The following is a 25,206-nucleotide window of genomic DNA, read 5'->3' on the forward strand; positions in this document are numbered from 1 at the left end:
TGAACCTCACTTCGTCGTATAGATCTGGTCGAAGATGCCGCCGTCGCCGAAATGTTCGGGCTGCACCTTGGCCCAGCCACCGAAATGGGCGATGTCGACCAGTTCAAGCTGCGGGAAGCGGGCCACATCCTCGGGCGCGGCCTTGGACGCATCCCAGGCACGGTAGAAGTGCTTGTAGGCCAGCGCCTGCCCTTCGGGGCTGTAGAGGTAGTTCAGATAGGCATCGGCCAGTTTGCGCTGCTCATCCGACTTGATGTTGCTTTCCACCAGCGCCACCGGCGGCTCGGCCAGCACCGACACACTGGGCACAACGATGTCGAACTCGCCCTCGCCCAGTTCCTTCAGGGCCAGATAGGCCTCGTTTTCCCAGGCGAGCAGCACGTCACCGATGCCACGCTGGGCAAAGGTGGTGGTGGAGCCGCGCGCGCCGCTGTCCAGCACCGGCACATGCTTGAACAGTTCACCGACAAAGGCCTGCGGATCCTTGCCGTTCTTTTCGGCCCAGGCCCAGGCGGCCAGATAGTTCCAGCGCGCGCCGCCGCTGGTTTTCGGGTTGGGCGTGATCACCTCTACCCCATCCGCCACCAGATCGCCCCAGTCCTTGATGCCCTTCGGATTGCCTTCGCGCACCAGAAACACGATGGTCGAGGTATAGGGCGACGAGTTGTGCGGCAGTTTGGTCTGCCAGTCGGCAGGCAGTTTGCCCGCCTGGGCGATCTTGTCGATGTCAGAGGCCAGCGCCAGCGTGACGACCTGCGCCTCCAGCCCGTCGATCACCGACCGCGCCTGCGAGCCAGAGCCGCCATGCGAGGTTTCGATGGCCGGGGCGTCGTTGCCCTGCGCGGCCCAATAGGCGGTGAAGGCCTCGTTGAATTCGCGGTACAGCTCGCGCGTCGGGTCATAGCTGACGTTCAGCAGCGCCTCGGCCCGTGCCCCCTGCGGGCTGGCGATGGTCAGCAGCGCAAGGGCGAGTGCCGAGAGCGCGCTTTTGAAGAACCGTGGCACCGGCCAGCCCGTCAGCCGTTCCCGACCGGTTTCGATGGTGACGCGGCCGTCCAGATGTTCAGCGACCTTGACGCCTTGCGCCGAGATATGAGCCCCGAGGGTGATGGTGGTGAGCATGGAAGTCTCTTTCGATGGTTGCGGCAGCGCTGCGGCGGCACGGATGGGGCGGAACGGGGCAAGCCCGAAAATGGTATGTGCGGTCATTTGCGGGCCTCCGGGCCAAGGGCATCGACGCGGGCTTCCCAGACGCTGGGGTCGCGGCCATTCAGCAATTCGGCGGCGGCTTCGGTGGGATTGCGCGTGAGGATGGTCAGCGGCGTGCCGTTGATCCGATGCACGGCGCCGGTGCGGCGGTCGATCAGGCGGACGGCACAGACACGCGGCAGGCCTTGGGGCGGCATCGGCATGGCGCCGATTCGGCCCGTGGTGGGGGAACCGAAAGCAATGGCTGCGGTCATCTGCATCTCCTCTGTCCTGTCGGTGGCCCTGTGCCATCCGATGCTTTAATATCGACACAAGTAGTCGTGTATTTCAAAGGAAAATTCACGTCCTTTTTGGTCGTGAAAAGAGAAGGAAATTCTCTTTCCGGGTAAGGAAAGTGGGGCTGTTCTAGTAATTATTGATCAATATCAATGGCATGAGTTTGGATTCGCTTTGTGCAGCAGGTGTGAAAAAAATCACGATGAAAGACATAGACATTTCAGAGATCCATGCCAAACTATCCGCCATGTCCCAAATCGGGCAGAAGAGGATGCTGTGGATGGATGATCTGGACCTGATCGACCGCAAGATTGTGGCGGCGCTCATGCGGGATGCAACGCAACCCGTGGCGCAGATTGCCGATCAGGTCGGGCTGTCACAAACGCCGTGCTGGAAGCGCATCCAGAAGCTGGAAAGTGCCGGTGTGCTGACAGGCCGGGTGGCGCTGGCCGATCCGGGGAAGCTTGGTTTCGGCCTGACCGTGTTCATCGGAATCGAGGCACCCGACCATTCTGCCGAATGGCGCGAAACCTTTGCGAAGGCGACCGATTCCTTCCCCGAGATCATGGAAGTCTATCGCATGGCGGGGGAAATGGATTACCTGCTGCGGGTCTCGGTGCCGGACATGACATTTTTTGACGCGCTCTACAAACGGCTGACCGATGCGGTGCCGATCCGCAACCTGACCTCCCATTTCGCGATGGAGCGGATGAAATATTCAACGGCCTATCCGGTGGATACCCGCAACCGATAACTGCCGGTGCGGCCTAATGCGGGATGACCAGCGGTGCGCCGTGCAGCGGATCTGACATCACGGCGCAGTCCAGATCGAACACCGCGCGCAGGGTTTCGGGCGTCAGCACCTGCTGCGGGCTGCCCTGTGCCACCGGGCAACCGGCCCGCATCGCCACAAGGTGATCACAAAAGCGCCCGGCCAGCGCCAGATCATGCAGCACCATGATCACGCTGCGCCCCGCGCCCAGCCGGGTGATCAGGCGCAGCAGATCAATCTGATGCGGCAGGTCCAGATAGCTGGTGGGTTCATCCAGCAGCACGACCTCGGTTTCCTGTGCCAGCACCATGGCGATCCAGACCCGCTGCCGCTGCCCGCCCGAAAGCTGGTCAACACGGCGCAGCGCCAGATCGGCAATGCCGACCGAGGCCATGGCCTGTGCCACCGCAGCGTGATCGTTGGACGACAGCGGATGCAGCGGGCGCAGATGCGGCGTGCGCCCGCGCGCCACCAGATCGGCCACGCGGATGCCCTCGGGCGCCTCGGCGGATTGCGGCAGCAGGCCGATGCGGCGGGCGCGGTTGCGGGCGGGCATTTCGGACAGCGGCTGCCCCGTCAGCAGCACCTGACCCGCGTCGGGGTGGATCAGCCCGGCAAGGCTGCGCAGCAGGGTGGTCTTGCCGCAGCCGTTCGGGCCGATCAGACCCACGACCTGCGCGGCGGGCAGGCGCAGGTTTACGCCGCGCAGCACCGGGGTGCGGGCCAGCGTCACATGCAGTCCGATGGTTTCAAATGGCATGGCGCGGTGTTTCCTTTGCTACAGCGTGCCGCGCCGGATCCGGCCCAGCAGCAATCCGATCAGCCAGGGCGCGCCGATCACGGCGGTATACAGCCCGGCAGGCAGAACGGCGGCGGGCGCGACCAGCCGCGCCGCCAGATCGGCCCCGAGCACAAGTGCGGCGCCGATCAGCGCCGCGCCGATCAGCTCTGGCCCGCCCCGTCGGTGCAGCCCGCGTGCCATCGGCCCGGCGACAAAGGCGACAAAGGCCAGTGGCCCGGTGATCGCCACCGCGCCCGAGGCCAGCAGCGCCGCTGCCACGATCAGCAGCGGGCGCAGCACCGCCACCCGGATCCCCAGCGCGCGGGCCAGATCATCGCCCAACTCCATCCGGTCCAGCGCGCGGTGGCCCAGCAGCACCGCTACGCCCAGCGGCAGTGCCGCGCCCATGGCCAGCGCCGCCTCGGGCCAGCCGACGCCGTTCAGCGATCCGGCCAGCCAGACCATCGCCTGCCCCGCCGCGCCATCGCCCGCCCGCAGAATCAGCATCTCGACCCCGGCGGCGGAGGTGACACCGCAACCGATGCCATAAAGCACCATGCGCCGCGGCTCGGTGCCACTGCGGCGGCTGGTCGACAGTGCAAAGATCAGCGCGGTGGCGGCCAACCCGCCGGCCCATGCGCCCGCCACGGTATCAAAGCGCAGACCCGCCGTGGTGCCCCCCGCCAACAGCGCAGCCACCGCCCCGAGGGCGGCCCCCTGCGTGATGCCGATCAGATCGGGCGAGGCCAGCGGATTGCGCAGCAGCGATTGGAACACCGCGCCCGACAGACCCAATGCCGCGCCTACCGCCAATGCCGTCAGCACCCGCGGCAGCCGCAGCCCCCAGATCAGCAAGCCACCGTCCGAGGGGCCCGCGCTCAGCGCCTGCCACAGCGCGGCGGGCGGCAGAAAGCTGCGGCCCGCCGCAAGCGACAGCAGTATCAGGCCGATCACCAGCGCGGATAATGCAAGATCTGTGCCCCTCATCCGCGGGGTCCGATCAGGCGATGCAGCAGCAGCATGAAGGCTGGGCCGCCGATCAGCGCCAGCACGATCCCCAGCGCCAGTTCAGAGGGCCGCGCCATCACCCGGCCCAGAGTATCGCAGGCCAGCACCAGTGCCGCACCCAGCGGCACCGCACACAGAAGCGTGGCCGCCAACCCGCCGCGCCCGGCCAGGGACCGCGCCAGATGCGGTACGATCAGGCCGACAAAGCCCAGCGGCCCGGCCAGCGCCACCGCCGCACCGGCGCAGAGCGTCACACTCAGCAAGGCCCCGGTCAGCACCGGCCCGGCGCGCACGCCCAGCCCCGCCCCCAGATCGGCCCCCAGCGCCAGCACATCCAGCCCGCGCGCGACCACAAGCCCCAGCGCCAGCCCCAGCGCCATCAGCGGGGCGAGCCGCGCCAGCGTTGCCATCTCGGCCCCGGCGAGCGAGCCGACCATCCAGAAGCGATACAGATCGCGCGTCTGCGGGTTCAGCAGCACCACGGCGGCGACCAGCGACAGGCACAGGCTGCCAATCGCCGCCCCGGCCAGCGGCAGGCGCAGCGAGATCGCGCCGCCCGCCGCTGCCGAGCGGCCGCCCGCCAGATGCCAGACGGCAAAAGCCGCGCAGAACGCCCCGGCCATCGCCGCCGCCGCCAGCCAGAGCGGGTCTTGTGGCCCCCAGATGCGGATCACCGCCACCACCGCCAGCGCCGCGCCGGCATTGACCCCGGTCAGGCCCGGATCGGCCAGCGGATTGCGCGTCAGCGCCTGCATCAGCACCCCTGCCACGGCCAGCGCGGCCCCCACCGCCACCCCGGTCAGGGTGCGTGACAGGCGCAGGCCCAGCACGATTGCGCCATCGGCGGCAGGGTTGGCCGGATCGGCATGGGTCAGCCCCTGCCAGACCTGCATCAGCGTCAGATCGCGCGCGCCAAAGGCCAGCGAGGCCGCCAGTGCCGCCGATAACAGCAGGCCCAGCAGCGCAGCGCGCAGCATCAGCGAAGGCAGGGGGAGCGAGAGCGCAGGCACGGCGGCGAAGATCCAAACAGGGACTGGCTGGCAGTTTGGCTGGCGACAGTGGCTGGCTTCGCCGCCTGTTTGGCAAGATCGCGGCGGAAGGTCAACCCGTGCCGCTGCTTGACGCCTTGCCACCGTGGCTTTAGGCCATGCGCACCCGATCCCAGCCGAAAGCGCCGCTTTCCGCCAGGCACTCTGCCCCGTTTGCCAAAGGATCGGCTCATGACACGTCTGTTTGCATTGCTGGTACTGCTGATGCTGGCGGCCCCTGCCGTCGCGCAGGATTTTCCGGTGACGATCCGCCATGCTTTTGGCGAAACCGTGATTGCCGCCCCGCCGCAGCGGGTGGTGTCGGTCGGCTATCACGAACAGGATTTCCTCTATGCGCTCGGCATCGCGCCTGTGGGGGTGCATGAATGGTTCGGCGGGCGGCCCTATGCCACCTGGCCCTGGGCCGAGGCGGCACGGCAGGCCGTTGCCGCCACGCCCGAGGTCCAGAACGGCTATGAGATTGATCTTGAATGGGTTCTGTCGCTGGAGCCGGATCTGATCGTCGCCACCTTTGCGCCGATGGATGCGCGCAGCTATGCGCAGCTGGCGCAGATTGCCCCGGTTGTCGGCCCGCCCGCAGGCTATCCGACCTGGGGCGCACCCTGGGAAGAGGAACTGCGGCTGATCGGACAGGCGACTGGACAAGGCACCCGTGCCGAAACGGTGATCGCCGATGTGGCGGCACAGGTGGCCGGGCTGCGCCAAACCTATCCGCAACTGGCCGGGCTGCGCGGCACCATGGCCTATTTCACCGATGGCCAGTTCATCGGTTATCGCAGCAGCGACGGGGCGAACCGCCTGCTGATGCAACTGGGGGTGACAACCCCGGCTACCTTCGATCAGATGGCCGGCCCCGGCGGCAATTTCAGCATCAGCCCGGAGCGGGCCGATCTGTTCGATCTGGATGTGGTGCTGTGGCTGGTCGAACCCCCGTCGCGCAAGGTGATCGAAGCCTTGCCCACCTATGCGGCGTTGCGCCTTGCACGCGAAGGGCGGTCGGTCTGGGCGGATGAGCTGATGATGGGCGCGACGAGCTTTCAGTCGCCCTTGTCACAGGCCTGGGCGCTGGAATCTCTGGGGGCGGCACTGGCGGCGGCGGCGGATGGCGATCCTGCAACAGTTGTGCCTTTGGAAGGTGTTGCGCGTTGACAGTGGCGGCATCCGGGCCGAAAAGGTCCGCGTCCCAGGCAAGGGGAATTCCCCCACTACCACGGTATACCGTGGCCACACCCCTTCAGGTCTGGCTGCTTTCCGCAACCCTGTGCCGGTGATCTGCGCGGACTGTCCGGGCTGATCCTGCCTCTGTGCGATACCGCCCGGCACCTGACAGACTGGACAACAGATGTCATTCTTTCCAACCCTCCATTGCCGCAGGCCCCGGCTTGCGCTGGTGCTTTGTGGCACCATCCTTGGCGCGCCCGCACTGGCCCAGACCACCGAGGTCGAATTCCCGCCCATCGTGCTGAAAGGCCAGGTGGAAACCGCCGTCTCCGGCGGCACCGGCTATACCGCAGAGCTGACCGCGACCGGCATCAAATCCGGCGTGCCGCTGACCGAAGTGCCGCAATCGGTGTCGGTGGTCACGGCGCAGGAACTGGCCGACCGCGATCCGGTGCAGATCGAGGATGCGCTGGCCTATTCCGTGGGCGTCACCGCCTCGCCCTGGGGAGTCGATGACCGATATGACCAGTTTTTGATCCGTGGGTTCGATCTGGGCACCTCGGGCATTTTCCGCGACGGGCTGACCAACAAGGTGCAGAACTTTTCGGGTTACAAGATCGACCCGTTCATGGTGGAACGCATTGACGTGCTGAAAGGCCCGGCCAGTGTGCTCTATGGCGCGAATGATGCGGCGGGCATGGTCAACATCATCTCCAAACGGCCGGTGTTTGAACGCTTCACCGAGGCGCGTCTGGCCTATGGGTCGCACAACACCCGCGAGGCCGGTCTGGATACCGGCGGCGTGCTGGACGCGGCCGGAACCCTGGCCTGGCGGTTGACCGCATTGTCGCGCGAGGGCGCGAATGCGGTGAAAGGCTCGCAGGATGACCGGGATCTTCTGGCGCTGGGCCTGACCTGGGCCCCGAGCGACGCGACCAGCATCACCTTCCTCGGCCACTACCAGAAAGACAATCTGGCCCCGAACAGCTTCCTGCCCGTCGCGGGCGAGGATTATGACGCGGCGCTGGGTGATCTGCCCGAAAGCTTTGTCAACAGCCAGTCGCCGTTCAACCGCTTTGCGACCGAACAGGTCTCGTTCGGCTGGCAGGCGGAACATGCGTTTTCGGAAAACCTCACGCTGCGGCAGAACAGCCGCTATGCCAAGCAGAGAACCGAATATCGGCATCTCTACTTCAACGGCATGATCCAGCCGGATTACACGCCCGATCCCGATACGATGAACTTTGCCGCCTTCGTGGTGCCGGAAGAGGCGACGACCATCGCCACCGACACCCAGCTTGAATATCGCTCCAGCTTTGGCGGGGCCGAAAGCACGCTGCTGATCGGGGCCGATATCTCGCGGCAGGTGCTGGATGGAACGGCGGCGTGGAGCAACCCCTATTCGATCGACATCGGGAACCCGAATTTCGATTTCCCGGTGGCGATGCCGAGCGTTTATAGCGACCGCAAGGCAACGGTGGATCAGAAGGGCCTGTATGTGCAGGAACATCTGCGCTTCGCCAATGGTGTGACGGTGACGGGCGGGGTGCGCCGCAGCTGGAATGAAAACGAGGTGGAGGACAATCTGACCGGCACCACCAGCCGCCAGAAAGACAATGCCACCACCGCGATGCTGGGCGCGACCTGGGATCTGGGCAATGGCTTCATCCCTTATGCCAGCTATACCGAAAGCTTCACCGTCAATATCGGCACCGATTTTGCCGGGGATATGTTCGCCCCGACCGAAGGCCGCCAGTATGAACTGGGCCTGCGCTATGTGCCGGATGCGGGCGGTCTTCAGTATAGTGCCGCCCTGTTTGACACCGAGAAGTCCAACATGCTGACCGCAGACCCGGATCACACCGGCTATAGCGTGCAGACCGGCGAAGTGCGCCATCGCGGGCTGGAGCTGGAGGCGCGCGGCGCGTTCAGCGAACAGCTGTCGGGCGTGGTGAACTACACCTATCTGGATGCCGAAATCACCCGGTCCAACGATGGCGATCAGGGCAACCGCACCGCGCGCGTGCCCGAGCATCAGGCCTCGGCCTGGCTGCAATATGCCTTTGCCGGGCGGATGGAGGGGTTCAGCCTCGGGGCCGGGGTGCGCTATGTCGGCGAGACCTTCGGTGACAATGGCAATACCCGCCGCGTGGATGACTTCCTGCTGGCAGACCTGTCGCTGCGGTATGAGAAAGACAATTACGCGGTGACGCTGGGGGCCACCAACCTGTTCGACAAGGACTACTTCTCGACCTGCGATACCAGCGTCGGCTGTGTCCGGGGCGAAGGCCGCGAAGTGACGCTGAGCCTGTCGACCCGGTTCTGATCCGGGGCGCGGACCAACAGGAAAGGGGCCGGGATATTCCCGGCCCCTTTTGTCTTGCGCGCTCTTCGCCGCCGCCTAGCTGCGGAACGCTGCGGCCAGGCGCTGCGCAAAGCGCGACTGGAACAGCCGGTCACCGATGATGTGCAGGTGATTGGTGCCGGGCACGATCTCGGCTGCGGTGGCGCGCGGCGACCATTGCCGCCAATCCACAAGGTTCAGGCCCCGGCTGAGGCTGTCGCCCGCGCTGAACGAGGCGACAGGCACATCCACCGGGCACAGCGCATGGCGGCGGAACACCAGCGCATTGTCGATCAGCACCCAGAAGGTGTGTTCCCGGCTGGAAACCTCGGGCCCGTCCGTTGGCAGCGGATCGGCCTCGTTGCCGACAAAGCGCAGGAACTGGTCATAGCAGCGCGCATCCATCGCGGCGATCAGCTGATCCCATTGCGGGCGCATCCGGGTGCGTGACAGCCAGTCCTGCATCTCGGCCTCCAGCCGGTCCCGCTCGCCGGGGGCAAAGCGCGGCACCGCGTCCGGGGCAAAATCGGTGCCGAGGTCGCAGACATCGACCATGCCGACCAGCCGGATATCGACCTCGCCCTGCAATTGCCGCGCCGCCTCCCAGGCCAGCAGCCCGCCCCAGGACCAGCCGAGGAAGGCGCAGGGCGCGCCCCGGCTTTCGCGGCGGATATGGCTGACGTAATCGGCCACCACCTCGGTCACCGACAGGTTCAGGCGTTTGTCCTCGTTCAGTGAATGGCACAGAAAGCCGGTGACCGGCTGATCCGGGCCAAGGTGATCGGTCAGGCGCAGATATTCGCGGGTCGATACCAGCAGGCCGGGGAAACAATAGAGCATCGGTTGCCCGCCACTGGCGCGCAGCGCGATGGCCGACCGTCCGGTGGCATTGCCCGCCGCGATCCGTGCCGCCAGTCGGCGCACCGTCGGCGCGTCGAACAGATCGGCAATGCTGAGCGCCACGCCGGGCCAGAGCTTGCGCAACCGCGCCAGCACCTTCAGCGCGGTCAGTGATTTGCCGCCCATGGCAAAGAAGTCATCCGTCACGCCCATGTCGGCATGGCCGATCTCGCTGCGCCACACATCGAGGATTGCGGCTTCGGTCGCGCCCTCGGGCGGTTCACCTGCCGCCTTGCGCTGGCGTTTGCCGGGCAGGGGCAGGGCGGCGCGGTCCAGCTTGGCATTGGGATTGGTCGGCATCCGGTCCAGCACGACGATGGCCGAGGGCAGCATATGCGCAGGCAGCCTTGCCTCCAGCCCGCGCAACAGATCCTCTTCCGCCACATGGGCGGGGGCCACGACATAACCCACCAGCCGCTTGTCGCCGCCATCTTCGCGCAGCAGCACCAGCGCCTCTGATACCTCCGGTTCGGCCAGCAGCGCCGCCTCGATCTCGCCCGGTTCGATCCGGTAGCCGTTGAGCTTCACCTGAAGGTCGACGCGGCCCAGAAACTCGATGGTGCCATCTTCGCGCCAGCGCCCCAGATCGCCGGAGCGATAGAGCCGCGCGCCCGGTGCGCCGCCAAGGCGCGGGCCGAACGGATCGGGGATGAAGCGGTCCGCCGTGGTGCCGGGGCGGCCGACATAGCCACGCGCCACACCCGTGCCGCCCAGATGAATCTCGCCCACCACCCCGATCGGGCAGGGCATCAGATCGGCGTCCAGCACATAGGCGCGCCGGTCGCCCACCGCCCGGCCCAGCGGCGCATAGGCCCCGTCAAACCTTGTGCCCGCATTCACCTTCCACACCATTGGCGTCATGATCGTTTCGGTCGGGCCATAGCCGTTGATCAGGATCTTTGCCCCCAATGCGCGGCTGAGCAGATCGAAGGTGGTCTGCGCCAGACCTTCGCCGCCAAAGGAATAGAGCCGCATCGGTGGGGCCTCGCCCGTCGCCTCGGCCCATTCGGCAAGCTGTTGCAGATAGGTGGTGGGGATCGAGGCATTGTTGCAGCCATGCCGGCGCATCGCCGCCAGCGTCTGCTCCGGGGTCCAGAGCGACCCATCGGGGATTACCACCGAACCGCCCATCATCAGTGGCACCATCCAGCGTTCATGCCCGCCATCCGATGAAAACGGCAGGAAGGGCAGCTCGCGGCTGTCCTCGGTCATCTCGTAGACGCGGGCGGTGGTCTGGTTGTGATCGGTCAGCGGCCCATGTTCCACCGCCACGCCCTTCGGCTTGCCGGTAGAGCCGGAGGTATACATGATATAGGCAAGCTGATCGCGGTGAATGGCCACCTCGGGGTCGGTTGTGGCAAAATCGCCGGGCGGCAGATCGTCGATGCACAGCACATGCGCCGACAGGCCTGCGGGCAGGCGGTCCTGAAAGCGGCGGCGGGTCAGCACCACGCGCACCCCGGCATCGGTCAGGATATGATGGTTGCGGCTTTCGGGGTGGTCAGGCTCCACCGGGATATAGGCCCCGCCCGCCTTCATCGCGGCAAGGATTGCCACCATCGCCTCGGCCCCGCGTTCGATCATGATCGCCACCGGCACCTCGGCCCCGACACCCAGCCCGATCAGCCGATGCGCCAGCCGGTTGGCGGCGCGGTTCAGCGCCTCATGGGTCCAGCGTTCGGTGCCGCAGATCACCGCCATCTTCTTGGGCGTGCGCCGCGCATGATCGGCGATGATCAGATGCACCACGCGCGGGTCGCAGGGGGCATCGTCGGGATAGGGGGCCGACAGATCGGCCAGTTCCGCCTCGGTCACCAGCGGGATGCGGGCCAAGGGCGCATCGGGATCGGCAAGGCCCGCCGTCAGCACCCGCTCCAGATGCTGTAGCACACGGGCGATGAGCGCCGGATCATGCAGTCCCTCGGCGTGATCGGCGCTGAGCGTGATGGCACCATCGGGGTGCAGATCGGCCAGGATCACACATTCGCCCCGCGCGGCAGGGCGCGGTGTTTCCGCCCGGCTGACCCCGGCGGGCAATGCGGGCAGCTGGCGCAGATGCAGCGCGATGGCCCCCAGCGGATGACGGTCGGCCCCGGCGCTGCGCAGCATATCCTGCACCAGCCGCTCCGAGGGCAGCAGATCGGCCTGCATCCCGGCCAGCGCGGCTGCGGTGTCTTGGATCAAGCGGCCAAAGCCCTGCGCCGGATCGGGGGCAAGGCAGAGCGGCAGCAGATCCTCGCTGCGGCTGGCCGGGTTGCCTGCGGGCAGGCCAAGGGCAAAGCGCAGGCGGTCGTGGCCACCGTAGCGTTGCAGCAGCGCGCCAAGCGCGGCGGGCAGCACCTGTGCCGCCCCGCCTGCCGCGGCGATCCGCGCGCCCAGATCGGCCTCCAGCCGAAGCTGGCAGTGCAGACGCGCCGCCCCTTCGCTGCCGCCATGGCGCTGCGGCAGGCGGGCAATCAGCACCTGCGCGTCATCCAGCCTGCTGCGCCAGCGGTGCAGTGTGTCGCGGTCATCGCCGGGCGCTTTGGCAGGTGGTAGGGCACGCACGGGCAAGGGCGCGCCGCGCAGGGCGGCGAGCAGGTCTGCCTCCATCGCCGCCAGCGTTGCTGCATCGCCGAAGATCGGGTGCAGCACAAAGGCCAGCGCGTGATCGCCTGCGCGGCCCGCAAACAGATGCAGCGCCGCCCCCGGCCCGTCGGGCAGGGCGAACTGCGCGGTGCGACATGCCTGTTGTGCCGCCGACACCGGATCATCCACCGCAGCATGGGCCTGCACGTCCACGCAAGGGGCGGCCTCCTGCACCCGCTGCATTTCGCCACCGGGCAGGCGGTGCAAACGGGCGGCAAAGGCGGGATGGGCATCCACCACCGCTTCGGCGGCCTGCATCAGGGCAGAGCGGCTCCAGCGCGGGTCGAAGGTCAACACCAGCCCCAGCACCGCAAACGGGGCCAGTTGCCCGACCTGCTCATGCGCCCAGATCTGCCGCTCTGCCGCCGAGAGCGGGTGCAGGCTGGCTGTCGGAAAAACCATATCGCTGCTCATGCCATCACCGCGCGCAGCGCCAGCGGGCGCGGATCGGCCCAGAGCGTTTCAATCCGGGCGAGACACTCGGCACGCGGGGCGGGCGCGCCTTCGGCCTGCCAGCCTGCGGGCAACGGATAAGTGGCGGGCCAGACCGACCAGCGGCCTTCGGCATTGTGCAGAACCAGCCAGTCGGCCTCTGCGGTGATGGATTGGGTCATGGGATGTCCTCGGTCTTGGGCTGTTGATGGACAGACGCGCGGCGGGCCGGGAAATTCACCGGATTTCCGCAGCCGGGCGGTTTTTCTGCGCAGGGGGTGAATTTCGCCGCCGCGCCCGCGTCTGTCTGACAAAGGCAAAAGGCAGGAGACTTCGATGCAGCCACTTGATCTGGGAGATCCGGCGCTGGGGCGGCTGATCCTGCGCGCGGCCCTGCCTGCGGTGTGCGGGCTGTCGATCAATGCCGCGCATCAGGGGGTGGACGCGCTGTTCATCGGGCAATTGGGGGCCGAGGCGCTGGCCGCTGTCAGCCTTGCGCTGCCACTGGCCGGGGTGACGGCGGCGCTGGGCGTCGGGCTGGGGGTTGGCTGCGCCACCGCCATCGGGCGACGGCTGGGCGCGGGCGATCAGGCCGCAGCCGAGCGCATCGCCTCTTTGGCCATGGCGCTGTGCATGGGTTTGGCGGTGGTGCTGGCGCTGCTGCTCTGGGCAGGCCACCGGGCGCTGCCAGAGCTGCTGGGCGCGCGCGGTGGCGTGATTGCCCCGGCGCAGGCCTATCTGGCGGTCATGGCGCTGTCAGCCGGGTTGGGCATGGTGCAGATCCTGTGTGATTTCACCGCCATCGGCGAAGGCAATGCGCGGTTCAGCATGATGACGCTGTTCCTGTGTTTCGGCTTGAACATCGTGCTGGACCCGCTGCTGATCTTTGGTCTGGTGCTGGGCGTGCCGGGGGCGGCGCTGGCAACCGTGCTGGCGCAGCTGGTGACGCTGGCGGTCTATGTTCGATATTTTGCACGCGGGGCCGGACGCTTGCGGCTGCGGCTGCATTTGCCGCTGGGCCGCGCGGCGCTGACCGAGCTGTGGCCGGTGTTACGTATCGGCCTGCCGGAAACCGGCGCGCTGCTGGTGGCAACGGCGGCAAGCCTGCTGCTGTATCGCATGGCCGCCGGGCTGGCCGGGGCCGAAGGTCTGGCGGCGCTGGGCATCGTGCTGCGGCTGCTGGTGCTGGCCACCCTGCCGATCGAGGGCTTCTGTCTGGGTGCGCAGGCGGTGCTGGCCCATGCGGCGGGGGCGGGCAACCCGGCCCGCCTTGCCCGCGCGGCGGGCATCGTCGCGGCGATTGCCTGTGGCGCGGCGGTGGCGGCCATGGCCGTCGCGCTCTGGGCGGCGCAGCCCCTGATTGCCGCCTTTTCGGCGGATCCGGTGGTGCATGCGCTGGCGGTGCCGGCGCTCTGGCTGCTGGCCCCCGCCTTCCCGGCCATCGCGCTGCGTCTTGTGGCACAGATCACCCTTCAGGCCACCGAACGCGCCCGGCTTGCCGCCGTTCTGGGCCTTGCCCCGATGGGCTGGCTGCTGCTGCCCCTGCTGGCGGTGCTGCCGGCGCATTGGGGATTTTCCGGCCTTGCCGCCAGCCTTTGCCTTGCTGCGTTTGGCGCGGGGCTGGGCGCGGCTGTCATCCTGTGGCGCCTGCTGCGCCCGCGAAATGAAGGAGTTTTCGCATGACCCATCTGCCCCCCGCACGCCCGACCCTGACCGAGGCGCTGATTGCCCCGGCCAACGCGCAGCCGCATCACGCGACCTCGGTGCCGATCTTTCAGACCTCCTCTTTCCTGTTCGACAGATATGAGGACATGGCCGCCGTTTTTGCCGGGCACTCGGATCGCTTCATCTATACCCGTGGCAACAACCCCACCGTGGCCGAGCTGGAGGCGCTGATCGCGCGGCTGGAAGGCTGCGAGGCGGCGCGCGGCTTTGCCTCCGGCATGGCGGCGGTGGCGGCGGCGGTGATGCCCTTCGTGCAGGCGGGCGATAGGGTGGTCGCGGTCGAGAACCTCTATTCCGACGCGTTCCGCCTGTTCGAAGTGGTGCTGAAGAAATTCGGCGTGCAGACCGATTATGTCGATGGATCGGATACCGAGGCGGTGATCCGCGCCTTGCCGGGGGCAAAGCTGGTCTATCTGGAAAGCCCGACCTCGTGGACCTTCACCCTGCAAGACCTGTCGGCGATTGGCCGGGCGGCGCGGGCTGAAGGCGTGATTTCGGTGATCGACAATTCTTGGGCGACGCCGCTGTATCAGCGCCCCGCCGAGATGGGAATTGATCTGATCATCCATGCCGCTTCGAAATACCTCGCCGGGCACAGCGACACGATTGCCGGGCTGGTGACAGGGCCAAAGGCGCTGATCGACCGGATCAACCATGAGGCCTATCATTATCTCGGCGGCAAGATGTCACCCTTCGATGCCTGGCTGGTGCTGCGCGGGATGCGCACGCTGAACCTGCGCATGGCGCGGCATATGGAAAACGGGCTAGCACTGGGCCGGGCCCTGCTGGCGCATGAGGCGGTGACGGCGCTGCGCCATCCCGGCTTTGGCCCGCATCCGGGGCTGACCGGCTTTGGCGGCCTGTTTGCCTTCGATCTGGATTGTAGCGTGGATATTGCCCGGTTCACGAATGCGCTGCGCGTGGTGAAGATCGGGGTCAGCTGGGGCGGGCCGGAAAGCCTGATCATCCCGGCGCAGGCCGCACTCGGGCTTTCGGGGGCCGCGAACTCGTTCCAGCGGTTTGGCGTGAACGCCCGCTCGTTGCGCATTGCGGCGGGGCTGGAAGAGCCGGACGCATTGGTGGAAGATGTGGTGAACGCAATCCGGGTGGCGCGCAGATGACCAATGTGATGGCAGAGGGCCTTGCCAGTGCGGGCGGCACGCGCTGGTATGACCTGCGCGATGAGGCAAGCGGCGCGGTGCGGCGGGTCTTTGTCTGGCTGCCGCCGGGCGATGCCCCTCAGGCGGGCTGGCCTGCCCTGATGATGACCGACGGCAATGCGGTGATCGGCACAGCGGTCGATGCGATGCGGGCACAGGCCTTTTACCCGTCGGGCACCAATATCGGCTGGGGGGTGCTGATCGCGGTCGGCTATCCGACCGAAGACGCCTATGACCCGTTCCGCCGCAGCTGGGATCTTGGTCCGCCACCGGGCAGCAGCTATCCGCCGTTCTGGCCCGATACGCCCGAGGTGCGCACCGGCGGCGGCGCGGAAATGGCGCGCTTCCTGTTGGATCAGGTGCGGCCCTTCGTGGCGGGTCTGGCCCCGCTCGATCCGGCGCGGCAGGGGCTGTTCGGCCATTCCTTCGGCGGGCTGTTCGCGCTGTGGCTGCTGTTCACCCGGCCAGAGGCGTTCAGCCATGTGATTGCCGCCAGCTCGGCGATCACCTGGGAAGACAGCTTTCTGCTGGATCATCTGGCGGCTTTCGATCCGCAGGGGCGCAGGTTGCGGGTGCACCTGTCGGCGGGCGAATGGGAGGGCGATCACCTTGCGCCGTTTCAGGAAGGCGCAGCCGATGCCGCAACCCGGCTGGCCGACAAGGCCAAGACGCGCACCCTCGCCGCCGCGCAGGAAATGGCGGTGGCGCTGGCCAGACATCCCGGCGTGTCGGCGCAGTATGAAACCTACGCGGGCGAAACCCATATGTCGGTGCTGCCGGTGGCGGTAAACCGCGCCATCCAGACAGTTTTTGCGCTGCGATGAGGGTTTTTCACCGTCGGCGCTGAATTTCGGTGCCGCCGCTGCGTCTGACAAGAAAGACATCTTGAAAGGCGCAGCCCATGTCCTTCGATCATCCCCCTTCTTTCATGTTGCAGGCCACCCGCAAGGGGGCAGAGCTGGTTCTGAACGGCACGGGCGACGTGCTGCGCGTGCAGGACGACGGGGCCGGGCGGCTGTCGCTGTCTGCGCCGCAGCACAGCGGGCTTGACGGCGCGCTGGCCGCGTTCGAGGCGCTGAGCAATCAGGGGGGTGAGCTGGTGATCCTGCTGGATCCGCAGGACTGGGCCGCGCTTGCCCCCGATCTGCTGACGCGCGGCATTGCCGTGCCATGGCAAGGGCAGCTTGCGGTGTTCCCGGCGCTGTTCTGGCAGGTGCCGGACCGCTGGCTGAAACATGCGGCCCCCGCCTATCCGACGCTGTGGCGCGCAGGCCCGCATGGCCGCCACCCCTTGCGCGCGCCGAAGCCCGACGGGCTGCTGTATCAGCGCCATATCCCCTGGCTCGATCAGGTGTTCAGCTTGCGGGCGCTGGCGGCAGAGGATCTGCCGCTGTTCCATCGCTGGATGAACGACCCGCGGGTGAATGCGTTTTTTGAAGAGGCAGGCACGCTTGACCAGCACCGCGCCTATATCGCGCGCATGGCGGCCGATCCGCATATGCTGCCGGTGATCGGCGCATTGGATAGCCGCGCGTTTGCCTATTTCGAACTCTATTGGGCGCGCGAGAACCGCATTGGCGCGGTCTATGACGCGGGCGCATGGGATCGCGGCTGGCATGTGCTGGTCGGCGAAGAGGACGCGCGCGGTGCGGACTATATCACCGCCTGGTTGCCCTCGCTGATGCATTACATGTTTCTGGCCGAGCCGCGCACCCAATCCGTGATGGGTGAACCGCGCGCCAGCCATGTGCAGCAATTGCGCAATCTGGGCCGGGGCGGCTTTGCCCGGCTGCGCGATTTCGACTTTGCCCACAAGCGCGCCGCCTTGGTGCAGCTGGAACGCCAGCACTTCTTCGAGGCTCGGCTCTGGGCGCGCCCGCCGGAAACCGAGGGCGCGCCGCTGCGTCTGTCGCCTGCCACCCTGCTGAGCCAAGGAGCGCAGTGATGCCCGACAAGATCCATGACCTGATCGGTGTGGGCTTCGGCCCGTCGAACCTTGCGCTGGCCATCGCGCTGCACGAAAGCGCAAGCCCGGTGCAGGCCCGCTTTCTGGAGGCGCGTCCGGCCTTTGCCTGGCACCCCGACATGATGATTGACGGGGCCGATATGCAGGTGTCCTTCCTGAAGGATCTGGTGTCGCTGCGCGATCCGACCAGCGGCTTTTCCTTCCTGAACTATCTGCATCACAAGGGGCGGCTGGAGCGGTTCATCAATCGCAAGACGTTTTTCCCCAGTCGGCATGAATATAATGATTACCTTGGCTGGGCCGCCGCGCGGCTTGGCCCGGTCTGCGTCTATGATCAGCGGGTGACAGCGGTCGAGGCGGTGGAAAAGAACGGCGCGGTCGATCTGCTGGCGGTCACTGCGCAGGATGCGCAGGGCCATGAGACGCAGCGCTTTGCGCGCAATCTGGTCCTAGCGCCCGGTGGGCAGCCGTTCTGGCCTGACTGTTTTGCCGATCAGCGCGGCGGGCCTGCGGTGATCCATGCCTGCGATTACATCACGGCGCGGCAGGCGCGACTAAAGCCGGGACTGCGGATTGCGGTGCTGGGCGGTGGCCAGAGTGCGGTAGAGATCTTTGCCGATCTGGCGGCGCATCCGGCCGCGCCGCAGCTGGATCTGATCCTGCGGGGCCACGCGATCCGTCCGGCGGATGACAGCGCCTTTGTGAACGAGATCTTTGGCATCGGGTATACCGACCGGCTGTTTGCGCTGCCGCCCGAGGCACGCAGCGCGTTCTTGCGCGATTTTGCCGCCACGAACTATTCGGTGGCCGATGCCGATCTGATCGCCCGGCTTTATGAGCTGTTCTATGAACAAGAGGTGCAGGGCGGCACGCGGCTGCGGCTGCTGCGCGAGACCAGAGTGGCCTCGGTGCGCAGCCAGGGCGCGGGCGTAGTGCTGGAGATGGTGGGAGGGGCCGAGGCCGCGCCGCAGAGCGAAGCCTATGATCTGGTGATCCTCGCCACCGGCTATCGTCGCGCGCTGTCAGAGACGGTGCTGGCGGGACTGCTCCCCTGGATGACCGGCAGCCAGCCAGGGCGGGATTACCGCCTGCCGATGGCTCCCCGCTTTGCGCCGCAGATTTTCGTGCAGGGATATAGTGAGGCAACCCATGGGCTGAGTGATACCTTGCTGTCGGTGCTGCCCGCCCGCGCGCAGGAAATCGCGGCGGCGCTGGCCCCGCCCTCTGATGCGGCGCGGCGGCCCGTGCTGGCGGCGGAATAACCCGTTACGGCGTTGTGGGCCCCGCCCCCTTTGCCGGGGGGCGGACAGCCATGCGCGACACAACTATGGAGTGAATATTCTGTGATATAAACACCCTATTGCGCGAAGTCGCGGGCTGTGGCATGTGCTGCGGCATCCACTCAGGCGCTTTGGCGCAGGCAGATATCCCCCTCATCCGCACCCGTCGTTCCCGCTTCGGGGGCGCTGTGCTGCTCTGCCGCGTGAGATCACCCTATGCCCGCTCGTCTGCCCTGCACCCAGGCTACAACCCCGACGAAAGCTGCCACCCACCAGACGCCCGCGCCGCGTCCGGCGCCGATTCAGGACAATGTGCTGGCCGAACTCATGCGCAACCATCGGGTGCTGCTGTGCGAGGCGATCCGTATTCTGGGCTCGCGTGACCGGGCCGAGGATGTGTTGCAGGATGCGGCGCTGCGCTGCCTGACCAGTGGCGCGCCCGATACCGCCAAGGAGCCGCGCCACTATGCGCGCCGCATGGTGCGCAACCTCGCGCTGGATCATCTGCGGCGCGACAAGAAAGCCGCGGCACATGCCGGGGATGAAACCCTGATCCCGGCCTGCCCGGCGCAGGATCCCGAACAGCGGCTTGCGGGCAAACAGGCGCTGCATCTGCTGGCCGGGGCGCTCTGCGCGATGCCGGACCGCAGCCGTGAGCTGTTCTTGCGCCACCGCCTGCGGGATGCGCCGCAAAAACAGCTGGCCACAGATTTCGGCCTGTCGCCCGCGCGGGTGAACACGCTGATTGCCGAGGCGCATCAGCGCGCCGTTTGTGCCACCGAAGCCGCGCGGGGCGGCTGAGCGCCGGTCAGGGTTTGCGCGCCGTCAGGATGAAGCGGTCATAGACCCGCGTGCGCAGCCGGTTGCGCAGCCCGTTGACCCGCCGTTGCGCGCGGGCAATGGCGCTGTGCGAATGGGTCGTTACCTGCACAAACCCGGCTTCGGTCAGCATCGGGGTCAGCCGGGCGGCGGTGAGCCCCTCGGCAAAGGGCAGTTGCCGCATGATGGCGGCATGGCGCGGCCCCAGCGCCCCGTCATAATTGGGGTCCGGCGACAACCGGTCCCACAGGGCCAGCGCCCGGGCGGCCCATCGGCCATGGCGGGATGGGTGTGCCCAATTGCCATCATAGACCAGCAGCCGCCCGCCGGGGCGCAACAGCCGGAACCAATCGGCAAAGGCGGTTTCGGGCTCGGTCAAGGTCCAGACCAGATGGCGGCACAGGATCGCGTCATAGCTGGCCGAAGGTTCCATCGTCTGCCCGGCATCGGCCAGCAGAAAGCGCAGGCGCGGTTTGCCCGCATGTTTCGCCCGCGCCACCGCCAGCATCGCCTCCGAGAAGTCCAGTGCCGTCACATCATGGCCCAGATCATGCACCAGCCGCGTCACCTCGCCGGTGCCGCAGGCCAGCTCCAGCACGCGCAGCGGGGTGGGGCCCAGATGGTCGCGCATCGGCTGTGCCCAGGTATCGGCCTCCACCCCCGGTGCGATGCGGTGGCCAAAGGCCAGATCAAAGGTTTCCGACCGGCGCGACCAATATTCGCGGATCTCGTCACGCAACTGGTGATTGGCGGTCATGGCGCAGGGATCCTGGCCAGAATCTCGTCAAAGCGCTGCCGCGCGCGGGGCGGCAGATCCTGCGGCAGGGTGGGCGGCAAGGGCGCATCGCCCACCGCGATCAGCATCACCATGCCCATGGCAAAATGCGGGCTGCATTTGATGCCGTAGATCCCCGGCGCGGTCAGCGTGATCTCGAACACCTCGCCCAGACGGCTTTTGAACGGCGTGGCACCCTCGGGCAGCATGCTGTCGATGGTCGCGGCATTGTGGCCCTTGGCCGTCGGCACAAAGCGCACGGTATCGCCGGGGGCAATGCGCAGGAAATCCGGCGCATAGGGCATCGGCCCCTGCGCATTGCGGTTGAGCATTTCCACCTCATGCAGCTCGGCCTGTGCCGGAATGGCAAAGAGGGTGGCAAGGGTGAACAACAGGATACGCAACATGGCAGGTCTTTCAGCAATGGGTCAGGCGATGGGGGCAAACCGCAGATGCGTGCTGCCATCGGTGGGATCGGTCAGGCTGCGGGCCATGACGCCGAACACGTCGCGCAGGCAGGCGGGGGTCAGCACATCGGCCGGGGGACCGATTGCCAGAAGCCGCCCCTGATGCAGCACGGCAACCCGGTCGCAGCCCATCGCCTGATTGAGGTCATGCAGCGCGATCACCGAAGTCACCGGCAGGCTGGAGACCAGCCGCAGGATCGACAGCTGATGGCGGATGTCCAGATGATTGGTGGGTTCGTCCAGCAGCAGCAGTTCGGGGCGCTGTGCCAAGGCGCGGGCGATGTGCAGCCTTTGCCGTTCGCCGCCCGAGAGGGTTGCCCAGGGACGGGTGGCATGGTCCTGCATCGCGACTGTAGCAAGGGCGGCGCTGACGATACTGTCATCGGCCTCGGACCAGGGCGACAGCGCGGTGAGCCATGGCGTGCGCCCCAGTTCAACCGCCTGCCGCGCCGTCAGTTTTTCGGCGGTGTCGGCATGTTGTTCCACCAGTGCCACCTGCTGCGCAATGGCGCGGCGGGTGAGGGTATCCAGCGGGCGGCCTTGCAGATGCACACGGCCTGTGGCGGGGCGCAGCAGTCCGGCCAGCAGCCGCAGCAGCGTGGATTTGCCCGATCCGTTTGGGCCGATCAGGCCCAGCGTCTCGCCCCGCGCCACCTGCATCGTCAGCGCGTGCAGCAGCGGCTTGCCTTTGACGGCATAGGACAGGTTCTGCACCGTGATCATGGCCGACGCCCCCCCCGGATCAGGATCAGCGCAAAGGCCGGTGCCCCGGCCAGCGCGGTGATCACGCCAATGGGCAGCACCTGACCGGGGATGATGGTGCGCGACACCACATCGGCGACGATCAGGAACACCGCCCCCATCAGCGCTGAGGCAGGCAGCAACCTGCCATGGCACGGCCCGACCAGAAAGCGCGCGGCATGGGGGATCACCAGCCCGACAAAGCCGATGGAGCCGACCATCGACACCATCACCGCCGTCACCAGCGCCGCCGCCGCAATCAGCACCAGTTGCACGCGGCGCACCGGAACCCCCAGCGCCGCCGCCGCATCCGCCCCAAAGGCAAAGGCATCCAGCGCGCGGGCATGAAAGCGGCAGATGATCCAGCCGATCAGCGCGATCGGCACCGCCAGCCAGACATCGGGCCAGCGCACCCCGCTGAGGTTGCCCATCAGCCAGAACATGATGCCGCGCGCCTGATCGGCATTGGCCGATTTGGCGATGATGAAGGCGGTGAGGGCGTTGAACAGCTGCGATCCGGCGATGCCCGCCAGCACGATCTGCGCCGCCCCCGATGCGCCCACGCCGCCACCTGCGGCCCGGGCCAGTGCGGCCACCAGCCCAAAGGCCAGCAGCGCCCCGAGAAACGCGCCGAAGGACAGCGACAACATGCCCGCCCCCAGACCCGCGATGGTCACGGCAACAGCCCCGGTCGAGGCCCCGGCAGAAATGCCAAGGATATAGGGATCGGCCAGCGCATTGCGCAGCAACGCCTGCAACACCGCCCCCGACAGCGCCAGACCCGCCCCGCAAGAGGCCGCCGTGATGGCGCGGGTCAGCCGGTAGTTCCAGATGATGCCCTCATCCACCGGATCCAGCACATAACCCGCCCCGAACAGCTTGTTGGCGAGGGTCTGAAGCACCACCACGGGCGGCATCGGGGTTTCGCCGATCATCACGCCTGCCAGAATGGCCGCTGCAAGCCCCAGCAAGGCCAGACCGCCGGTGCCGATCCGGCGGCGCGAGGTGCCAAGGCTTGCAGCGGCGAGGCTCATTGTGCCAGCCCGAACGCTTGCAGCGCCTGGCCCAGTTGCTCCAGCCCGCTGACCGAACGGATGCTCGGATCCATCGTATGTGCATCCATCACCACGATCCGGTTTTCCTTCACGGCGGTCATCTGGCTGGCGACGGGATCGGATTTCAGGAAGGCGATCTTCTTTTCGTAATCATCCGCCTCGAAGCGACGACGATCCATCTTGGCGATCACGATGACACTCGGGTCTGCCTTGGCCAGCGTTTCCCAGCCGACAACCGGCCATTCTTCATCCGATTGCACCACATTGCGCAGGCCCAGCGTTTCCATCATGTAACCCGGCGCGCCCTTGCGGCCCGCGACATAGGGGTCGATGTCCATTTCCGCCGACGAGAACCAGAACAGCGCCGACACGTCTTTCAGCTCCAGCGCCTGCGCGGCGGCGACCGCCTCGGACTCGCGTTTGGTCAGGTCGGCGACCAGCGCCTCGCCCTTGTCCTGCACGTCAAAGATCGTGGCCAGTTCGCGCACGCCCTGATGCAGGCTGGCGGTGGTGAACATCGCGGTGCGGGTGCCATCGACGCCGGTCGTATTGTCCTTGGCTACGCAATCTGCGGGCAGGACATAGGTCGGGATCGACAGGTCGTGGAATTGCGCGCGCGTCGCCACGATGCCTTCGGGGCCGACGTGCCAGACATATTGCACCGCCACCAGACCGGGCTTCTTGGCGACCACGCTTTCAAAGCTCGGATCGTTGTCGGCCAGACGCTCCACCTTCGCGTTCAGTTCGGCGAATTCGGGCAGAACCTCGCTGAACCAGACCGAGGTTCCGGTGACCTTCTCGCCCAGACCCAGCGCATACAGCACCTCGGTCGCGGCCTGACCGACCGTGACCGCCGTGGCGGGGGCCGCATCGAAGGTCAGGGTTTCGCCGCAGTTCTCAAGGGTCAGGGGATAGCTGGTCGGGCCTGCGACCGCCGCAAAGGCGGTGAGGGACAGCAGCGTGGCAAGGCCGGTGCGCAACATCATAGGGCAACTCCATGGTGGGCCGGGACCATGGGGCATCGCAGGATTCTACGGCAACCGGCTGCGCGTACCGGGAGGCGGATCGCATCTGCGACCGGCACGCCAAGGCTGCGTCTGGCATAAGTCATCATACCCTCCCCGGACAACCCCGCCCGGTCTGGTGAACAGTGATGACGGCAGGTCTCCTGACTCGCGGGTCTCGGCTCTCCCCACCTTCCCGGCCAAGACTGGGCCAGTGGTTCCGGGGGTCGCTCGCCGCTTACAGTTGCGGGGGCAGTCACGGAGTCGGCGCCTTTGCGGCTCTTCCTCACCGTATTCCCTTTTCACCCGACCGCGCTTTGCTTGGCCAGGACCATCACCCCCGGAGATGCACTTGGCCCGGTGGGTCTGTCAAGAGGAATGGCGTGGTGCGGGACTGTGGCCGCAAGGGTGTGCCCGCCCCGGACAGTGCCGGGGCGGGCTGGTGGGTGTCAGGCGCGTTCCAGCGCGATGGCGATGCCCTGACCGACGCCGATGCACATCATCGACAGCGAGCGTTGCCCGCCCGTCAGCGCCAGCTCCAGCGCCGCAGTGCCGGTGATGCGCGCGCCCGACATGCCCAGCGGATGCCCAAGGGCGATGGCACCGCCATTGCGGTTCACGCGGGGATCCTCATCCGCAATGCCCAGTTCGCGCAGGGTGGCCAGGCCTTGTGCGGCAAAGGCCTCGTTCAGCTCGATCACATCGAAGCCGGTCTGGGTCAGCTCCAGCCGGGCCATCAGCTTTTGCGCCGCCGGGGCCGGGCCGATTCCCATGATGCGCGGCGGCACGCCTGCCACAGCCCCGCCCAGAACGCGGGCAATCGGGGTCAGCCCATGCTGTCTGGCGGCCCGCGCGCTTGCCACGATCAGCGCCGCCGCGCCGTCATTCACCCCCGAGGCATTGCCTGCGGTGACAGAGCCGTCCGCAAACAGCGGGCGCAGTTTGGCCAGCGCCTCGGGCGTGGTGGCGCGGGGATGTTCGTCGCGGTCCACCGCCAGTGCATCGCCCTTGCGCTGCGGGATCGTGACCGGCGTGATCTCTTGGGCCAACCGGCCATTGGCCTGCGCGGCGGCGGCCTTGGCCTGGCTTGCCAGGGCCATGGCATCCTGTGCCGCGCGGCTGATGCCAAAGTCATCGGCCACATTCTGCCCGGTCTGCGGCATGGAGTCGGTGCCATGGGCCTTGTGCATCGCCGGGTTCACGAAGCGCCAGCCGATGGTGGTATCATGGATCTCGGCATGGCGGGAAAAAGCGCTGTCGGCCTTGGGCAGCACCATCGGCGCGCGCGACATGCTTTCCACCCCGCCCGCGATGTAGAACTCGCCCTCGCCCGCCTTGATCGCGCGGGCGGCGGTGATCACCGCATCCATGCCAGATCCGCACAGGCGGTTGATCGTGGTGCCGCCGACCGACACGGGCATCCCGGCCAACAGCAGCGACATGCGCGCGACATTGCGGTTGTCCTCGCCCGCCTGATTGGCGCAGCCAAAGATCACGTCATCCACCGCCTGCCAATCCGCGCCCGTGTTGCGCGCCATCAGCGCCCGCAGCGGCACCGCGCCCAGATCATCGGGGCGCACTGAGGACAGGCTGCCACCATAGCGGCCAATCGGGGTGCGGATGTAATCACAGATGAAAACCTCGGTCATGGGCG

General features: G+C 67.1%; 21 protein-coding genes, 1 pseudogene and 1 riboswitch. Of the genes and pseudogenes, 9 read left to right on the plus strand and 13 right to left on the minus strand.

The annotated features are described in order from the left end of the window. Positions 1 to 6: 6 nt before the first annotated feature. On the minus strand, positions 7 to 1,209 hold the full coding sequence (locus KM031_RS09705; RefSeq protein ID WP_371878990.1) for a sulfate ABC transporter substrate-binding protein: 1,203 nt from the start codon (positions 1,207 to 1,209) through the stop codon (positions 7 to 9). After that, a complete protein-coding gene (locus KM031_RS09710; protein WP_246567130.1) occupies positions 1,206 to 1,463 on the minus strand; it encodes a hypothetical protein in 258 nt (85 codons plus the stop codon). Before KM031_RS09710 ends, KM031_RS09705 begins: the two co-directional genes overlap by 4 nt. 302 nt (positions 1,464 to 1,765) lie before the next feature. Between KM031_RS09710 and KM031_RS09715 the strand changes: the two genes are divergently transcribed. Next, a complete protein-coding gene (locus KM031_RS09715) occupies positions 1,766 to 2,239 on the plus strand; it encodes an Lrp/AsnC family transcriptional regulator (protein WP_215505838.1) in 474 nt (157 codons plus the stop codon). Positions 2,240 to 2,252: 13 nt separating this feature from the next. Here the strand turns inward: KM031_RS09715 and KM031_RS09720 are convergent, their stop codons facing one another. The 3 genes from KM031_RS09720 to KM031_RS09730 are packed head-to-tail and all read right to left on the minus strand — an operon-like array spanning position 2,253 to position 5,056. Further along, complete coding sequence (locus KM031_RS09720; RefSeq protein ID WP_215505837.1) at positions 2,253 to 3,017, minus strand: ABC transporter ATP-binding protein; 765 nt, start codon at positions 3,015 to 3,017, stop codon at positions 2,253 to 2,255. A gap of 18 nt (positions 3,018 to 3,035) precedes the next feature. Further along, the gene (locus tag KM031_RS09725) at positions 3,036 to 4,025 is read right to left on the minus strand and encodes a FecCD family ABC transporter permease (RefSeq protein ID WP_215505836.1); all 990 of its coding nucleotides are present in this window, start codon (positions 4,023 to 4,025) and stop codon (positions 3,036 to 3,038) included. Beyond that, positions 4,022 to 5,056, minus strand: a complete 1,035-nt coding sequence (locus KM031_RS09730) for a FecCD family ABC transporter permease (protein ID WP_215505835.1) — start codon at positions 5,054 to 5,056, stop codon at positions 4,022 to 4,024. Before KM031_RS09730 ends, KM031_RS09725 begins: the two co-directional genes overlap by 4 nt. Before the next feature lie 210 nt (positions 5,057 to 5,266). On the opposite strand from KM031_RS09730, the gene KM031_RS09735 reads away from it, so the two are divergent. Together KM031_RS09735 and KM031_RS09740 are read left to right on the plus strand one after the other, a co-directional pair. Then, positions 5,267 to 6,244, plus strand: a complete 978-nt coding sequence (locus tag KM031_RS09735) for an ABC transporter substrate-binding protein (protein ID WP_215505834.1) — start codon at positions 5,267 to 5,269, stop codon at positions 6,242 to 6,244. Positions 6,245 to 6,437: 193 nt separating this feature from the next. Next, positions 6,438 to 8,582 carry a TonB-dependent siderophore receptor gene (locus KM031_RS09740; RefSeq protein ID WP_215505833.1) on the plus strand — a complete coding sequence of 715 codons (2,145 nt, stop codon included), beginning with the start codon at positions 6,438 to 6,440 and terminating at the stop codon, positions 8,580 to 8,582. 75 nt (positions 8,583 to 8,657) lie between these two features. On the opposite strand, the gene KM031_RS09745 is transcribed toward KM031_RS09740, so the two are convergent. Continuing rightward, entirely contained in the window at positions 8,658 to 12,530 is a 3,873-nt protein-coding gene (locus KM031_RS09745) for a non-ribosomal peptide synthetase (RefSeq protein WP_215505832.1), read from the minus strand. 8 nt (positions 12,531 to 12,538) lie between these two features. Beyond that, entirely contained in the window at positions 12,539 to 12,742 is a 204-nt protein-coding gene (locus KM031_RS09750; protein ID WP_215505831.1) for an MbtH family protein, read from the minus strand. Between the two features lie 154 nt (positions 12,743 to 12,896). Here KM031_RS09750 and KM031_RS09755 point away from each other — a divergent pair, with 154 nt between their 5' ends. The 6 genes from KM031_RS09755 to KM031_RS09780 all read left to right on the plus strand — a co-directional run bounded on the left by KM031_RS09755 (position 12,897) and on the right by KM031_RS09780 (position 19,492). Continuing rightward, positions 12,897 to 14,243, plus strand: a complete 1,347-nt coding sequence (locus KM031_RS09755; RefSeq protein ID WP_215505830.1) for an MATE family efflux transporter — start codon at positions 12,897 to 12,899, stop codon at positions 14,241 to 14,243. After that, a complete protein-coding gene (locus tag KM031_RS09760) occupies positions 14,240 to 15,406 on the plus strand; it encodes a PLP-dependent transferase (RefSeq protein ID WP_215505829.1) in 1,167 nt (388 codons plus the stop codon). The genes KM031_RS09755 and KM031_RS09760 overlap by 4 nt, the downstream gene beginning before the upstream one ends. Beyond that, complete coding sequence (locus KM031_RS09765) at positions 15,403 to 16,269, plus strand: alpha/beta hydrolase (RefSeq protein ID WP_215505828.1); 867 nt, start codon at positions 15,403 to 15,405, stop codon at positions 16,267 to 16,269. The genes KM031_RS09760 and KM031_RS09765 overlap by 4 nt, the downstream gene beginning before the upstream one ends. A gap of 77 nt (positions 16,270 to 16,346) precedes the next feature. Further along, entirely contained in the window at positions 16,347 to 17,390 is a 1,044-nt protein-coding gene (locus KM031_RS09770) for a GNAT family N-acetyltransferase (RefSeq protein WP_215505827.1), read from the plus strand. Then, positions 17,390 to 18,673 carry a lysine N(6)-hydroxylase/L-ornithine N(5)-oxygenase family protein gene (locus tag KM031_RS09775; RefSeq protein WP_215505826.1) on the plus strand — a complete coding sequence of 428 codons (1,284 nt, stop codon included), beginning with the start codon at positions 17,390 to 17,392 and terminating at the stop codon, positions 18,671 to 18,673. The genes KM031_RS09770 and KM031_RS09775 overlap by 1 nt, the downstream gene beginning before the upstream one ends. A 234-nt stretch (positions 18,674 to 18,907) precedes the next feature. Beyond that, positions 18,908 to 19,492 carry a sigma-70 family RNA polymerase sigma factor gene (locus KM031_RS09780; RefSeq protein ID WP_215505825.1) on the plus strand — a complete coding sequence of 195 codons (585 nt, stop codon included), beginning with the start codon at positions 18,908 to 18,910 and terminating at the stop codon, positions 19,490 to 19,492. A 7-nt stretch (positions 19,493 to 19,499) separates the two neighbouring features. On the opposite strand, the gene KM031_RS09785 is transcribed toward KM031_RS09780, so the two are convergent. The 6 genes and pseudogenes from KM031_RS09785 to pcaF all read right to left on the minus strand — a co-directional run bounded on the left by KM031_RS09785 (position 19,500) and on the right by pcaF (position 25,201). Beyond that, positions 19,500 to 20,267, minus strand: a complete 768-nt coding sequence (locus KM031_RS09785; protein WP_215505824.1) for a class I SAM-dependent methyltransferase — start codon at positions 20,265 to 20,267, stop codon at positions 19,500 to 19,502. Further along, entirely contained in the window at positions 20,264 to 20,692 is a 429-nt protein-coding gene (locus KM031_RS09790; RefSeq protein ID WP_215505823.1) for a pseudoazurin, read from the minus strand. The genes KM031_RS09785 and KM031_RS09790 overlap by 4 nt, the downstream gene beginning before the upstream one ends. Positions 20,693 to 20,962: 270 nt before the next feature. Next, positions 20,963 to 21,475: pseudogene (locus tag KM031_RS09795) on the minus strand (ABC transporter ATP-binding protein); the annotation flags it as partial. Beyond that, positions 21,472 to 22,527, minus strand: coding sequence for a FecCD family ABC transporter permease (locus KM031_RS09800; RefSeq protein WP_215505821.1), 1,056 nt, complete (start codon positions 22,525 to 22,527; stop codon positions 21,472 to 21,474). The pseudogene KM031_RS09795 and the gene KM031_RS09800, both read right to left, overlap by 4 nt. Beyond that, entirely contained in the window at positions 22,524 to 23,531 is a 1,008-nt protein-coding gene (locus KM031_RS09805) for an ABC transporter substrate-binding protein (protein WP_371879016.1), read from the minus strand. Before KM031_RS09805 ends, KM031_RS09800 begins: the two co-directional genes overlap by 4 nt. A 158-nt stretch (positions 23,532 to 23,689) precedes the next feature. Further along, a riboswitch (cobalamin riboswitch) is annotated at positions 23,690 to 23,903 on the minus strand. Between the two features lie 98 nt (positions 23,904 to 24,001). Further along, entirely contained in the window at positions 24,002 to 25,201 is a 1,200-nt protein-coding gene (gene pcaF / locus KM031_RS09810) for a 3-oxoadipyl-CoA thiolase (RefSeq protein WP_215505819.1), read from the minus strand. Positions 25,202 to 25,206: the final 5 nt, after the last annotated feature.

Source organism: Gemmobacter fulvus, from assembly GCF_018798885.1.
GTDB lineage: Bacteria > Pseudomonadota > Alphaproteobacteria > Rhodobacterales > Rhodobacteraceae > Gemmobacter > Gemmobacter fulvus.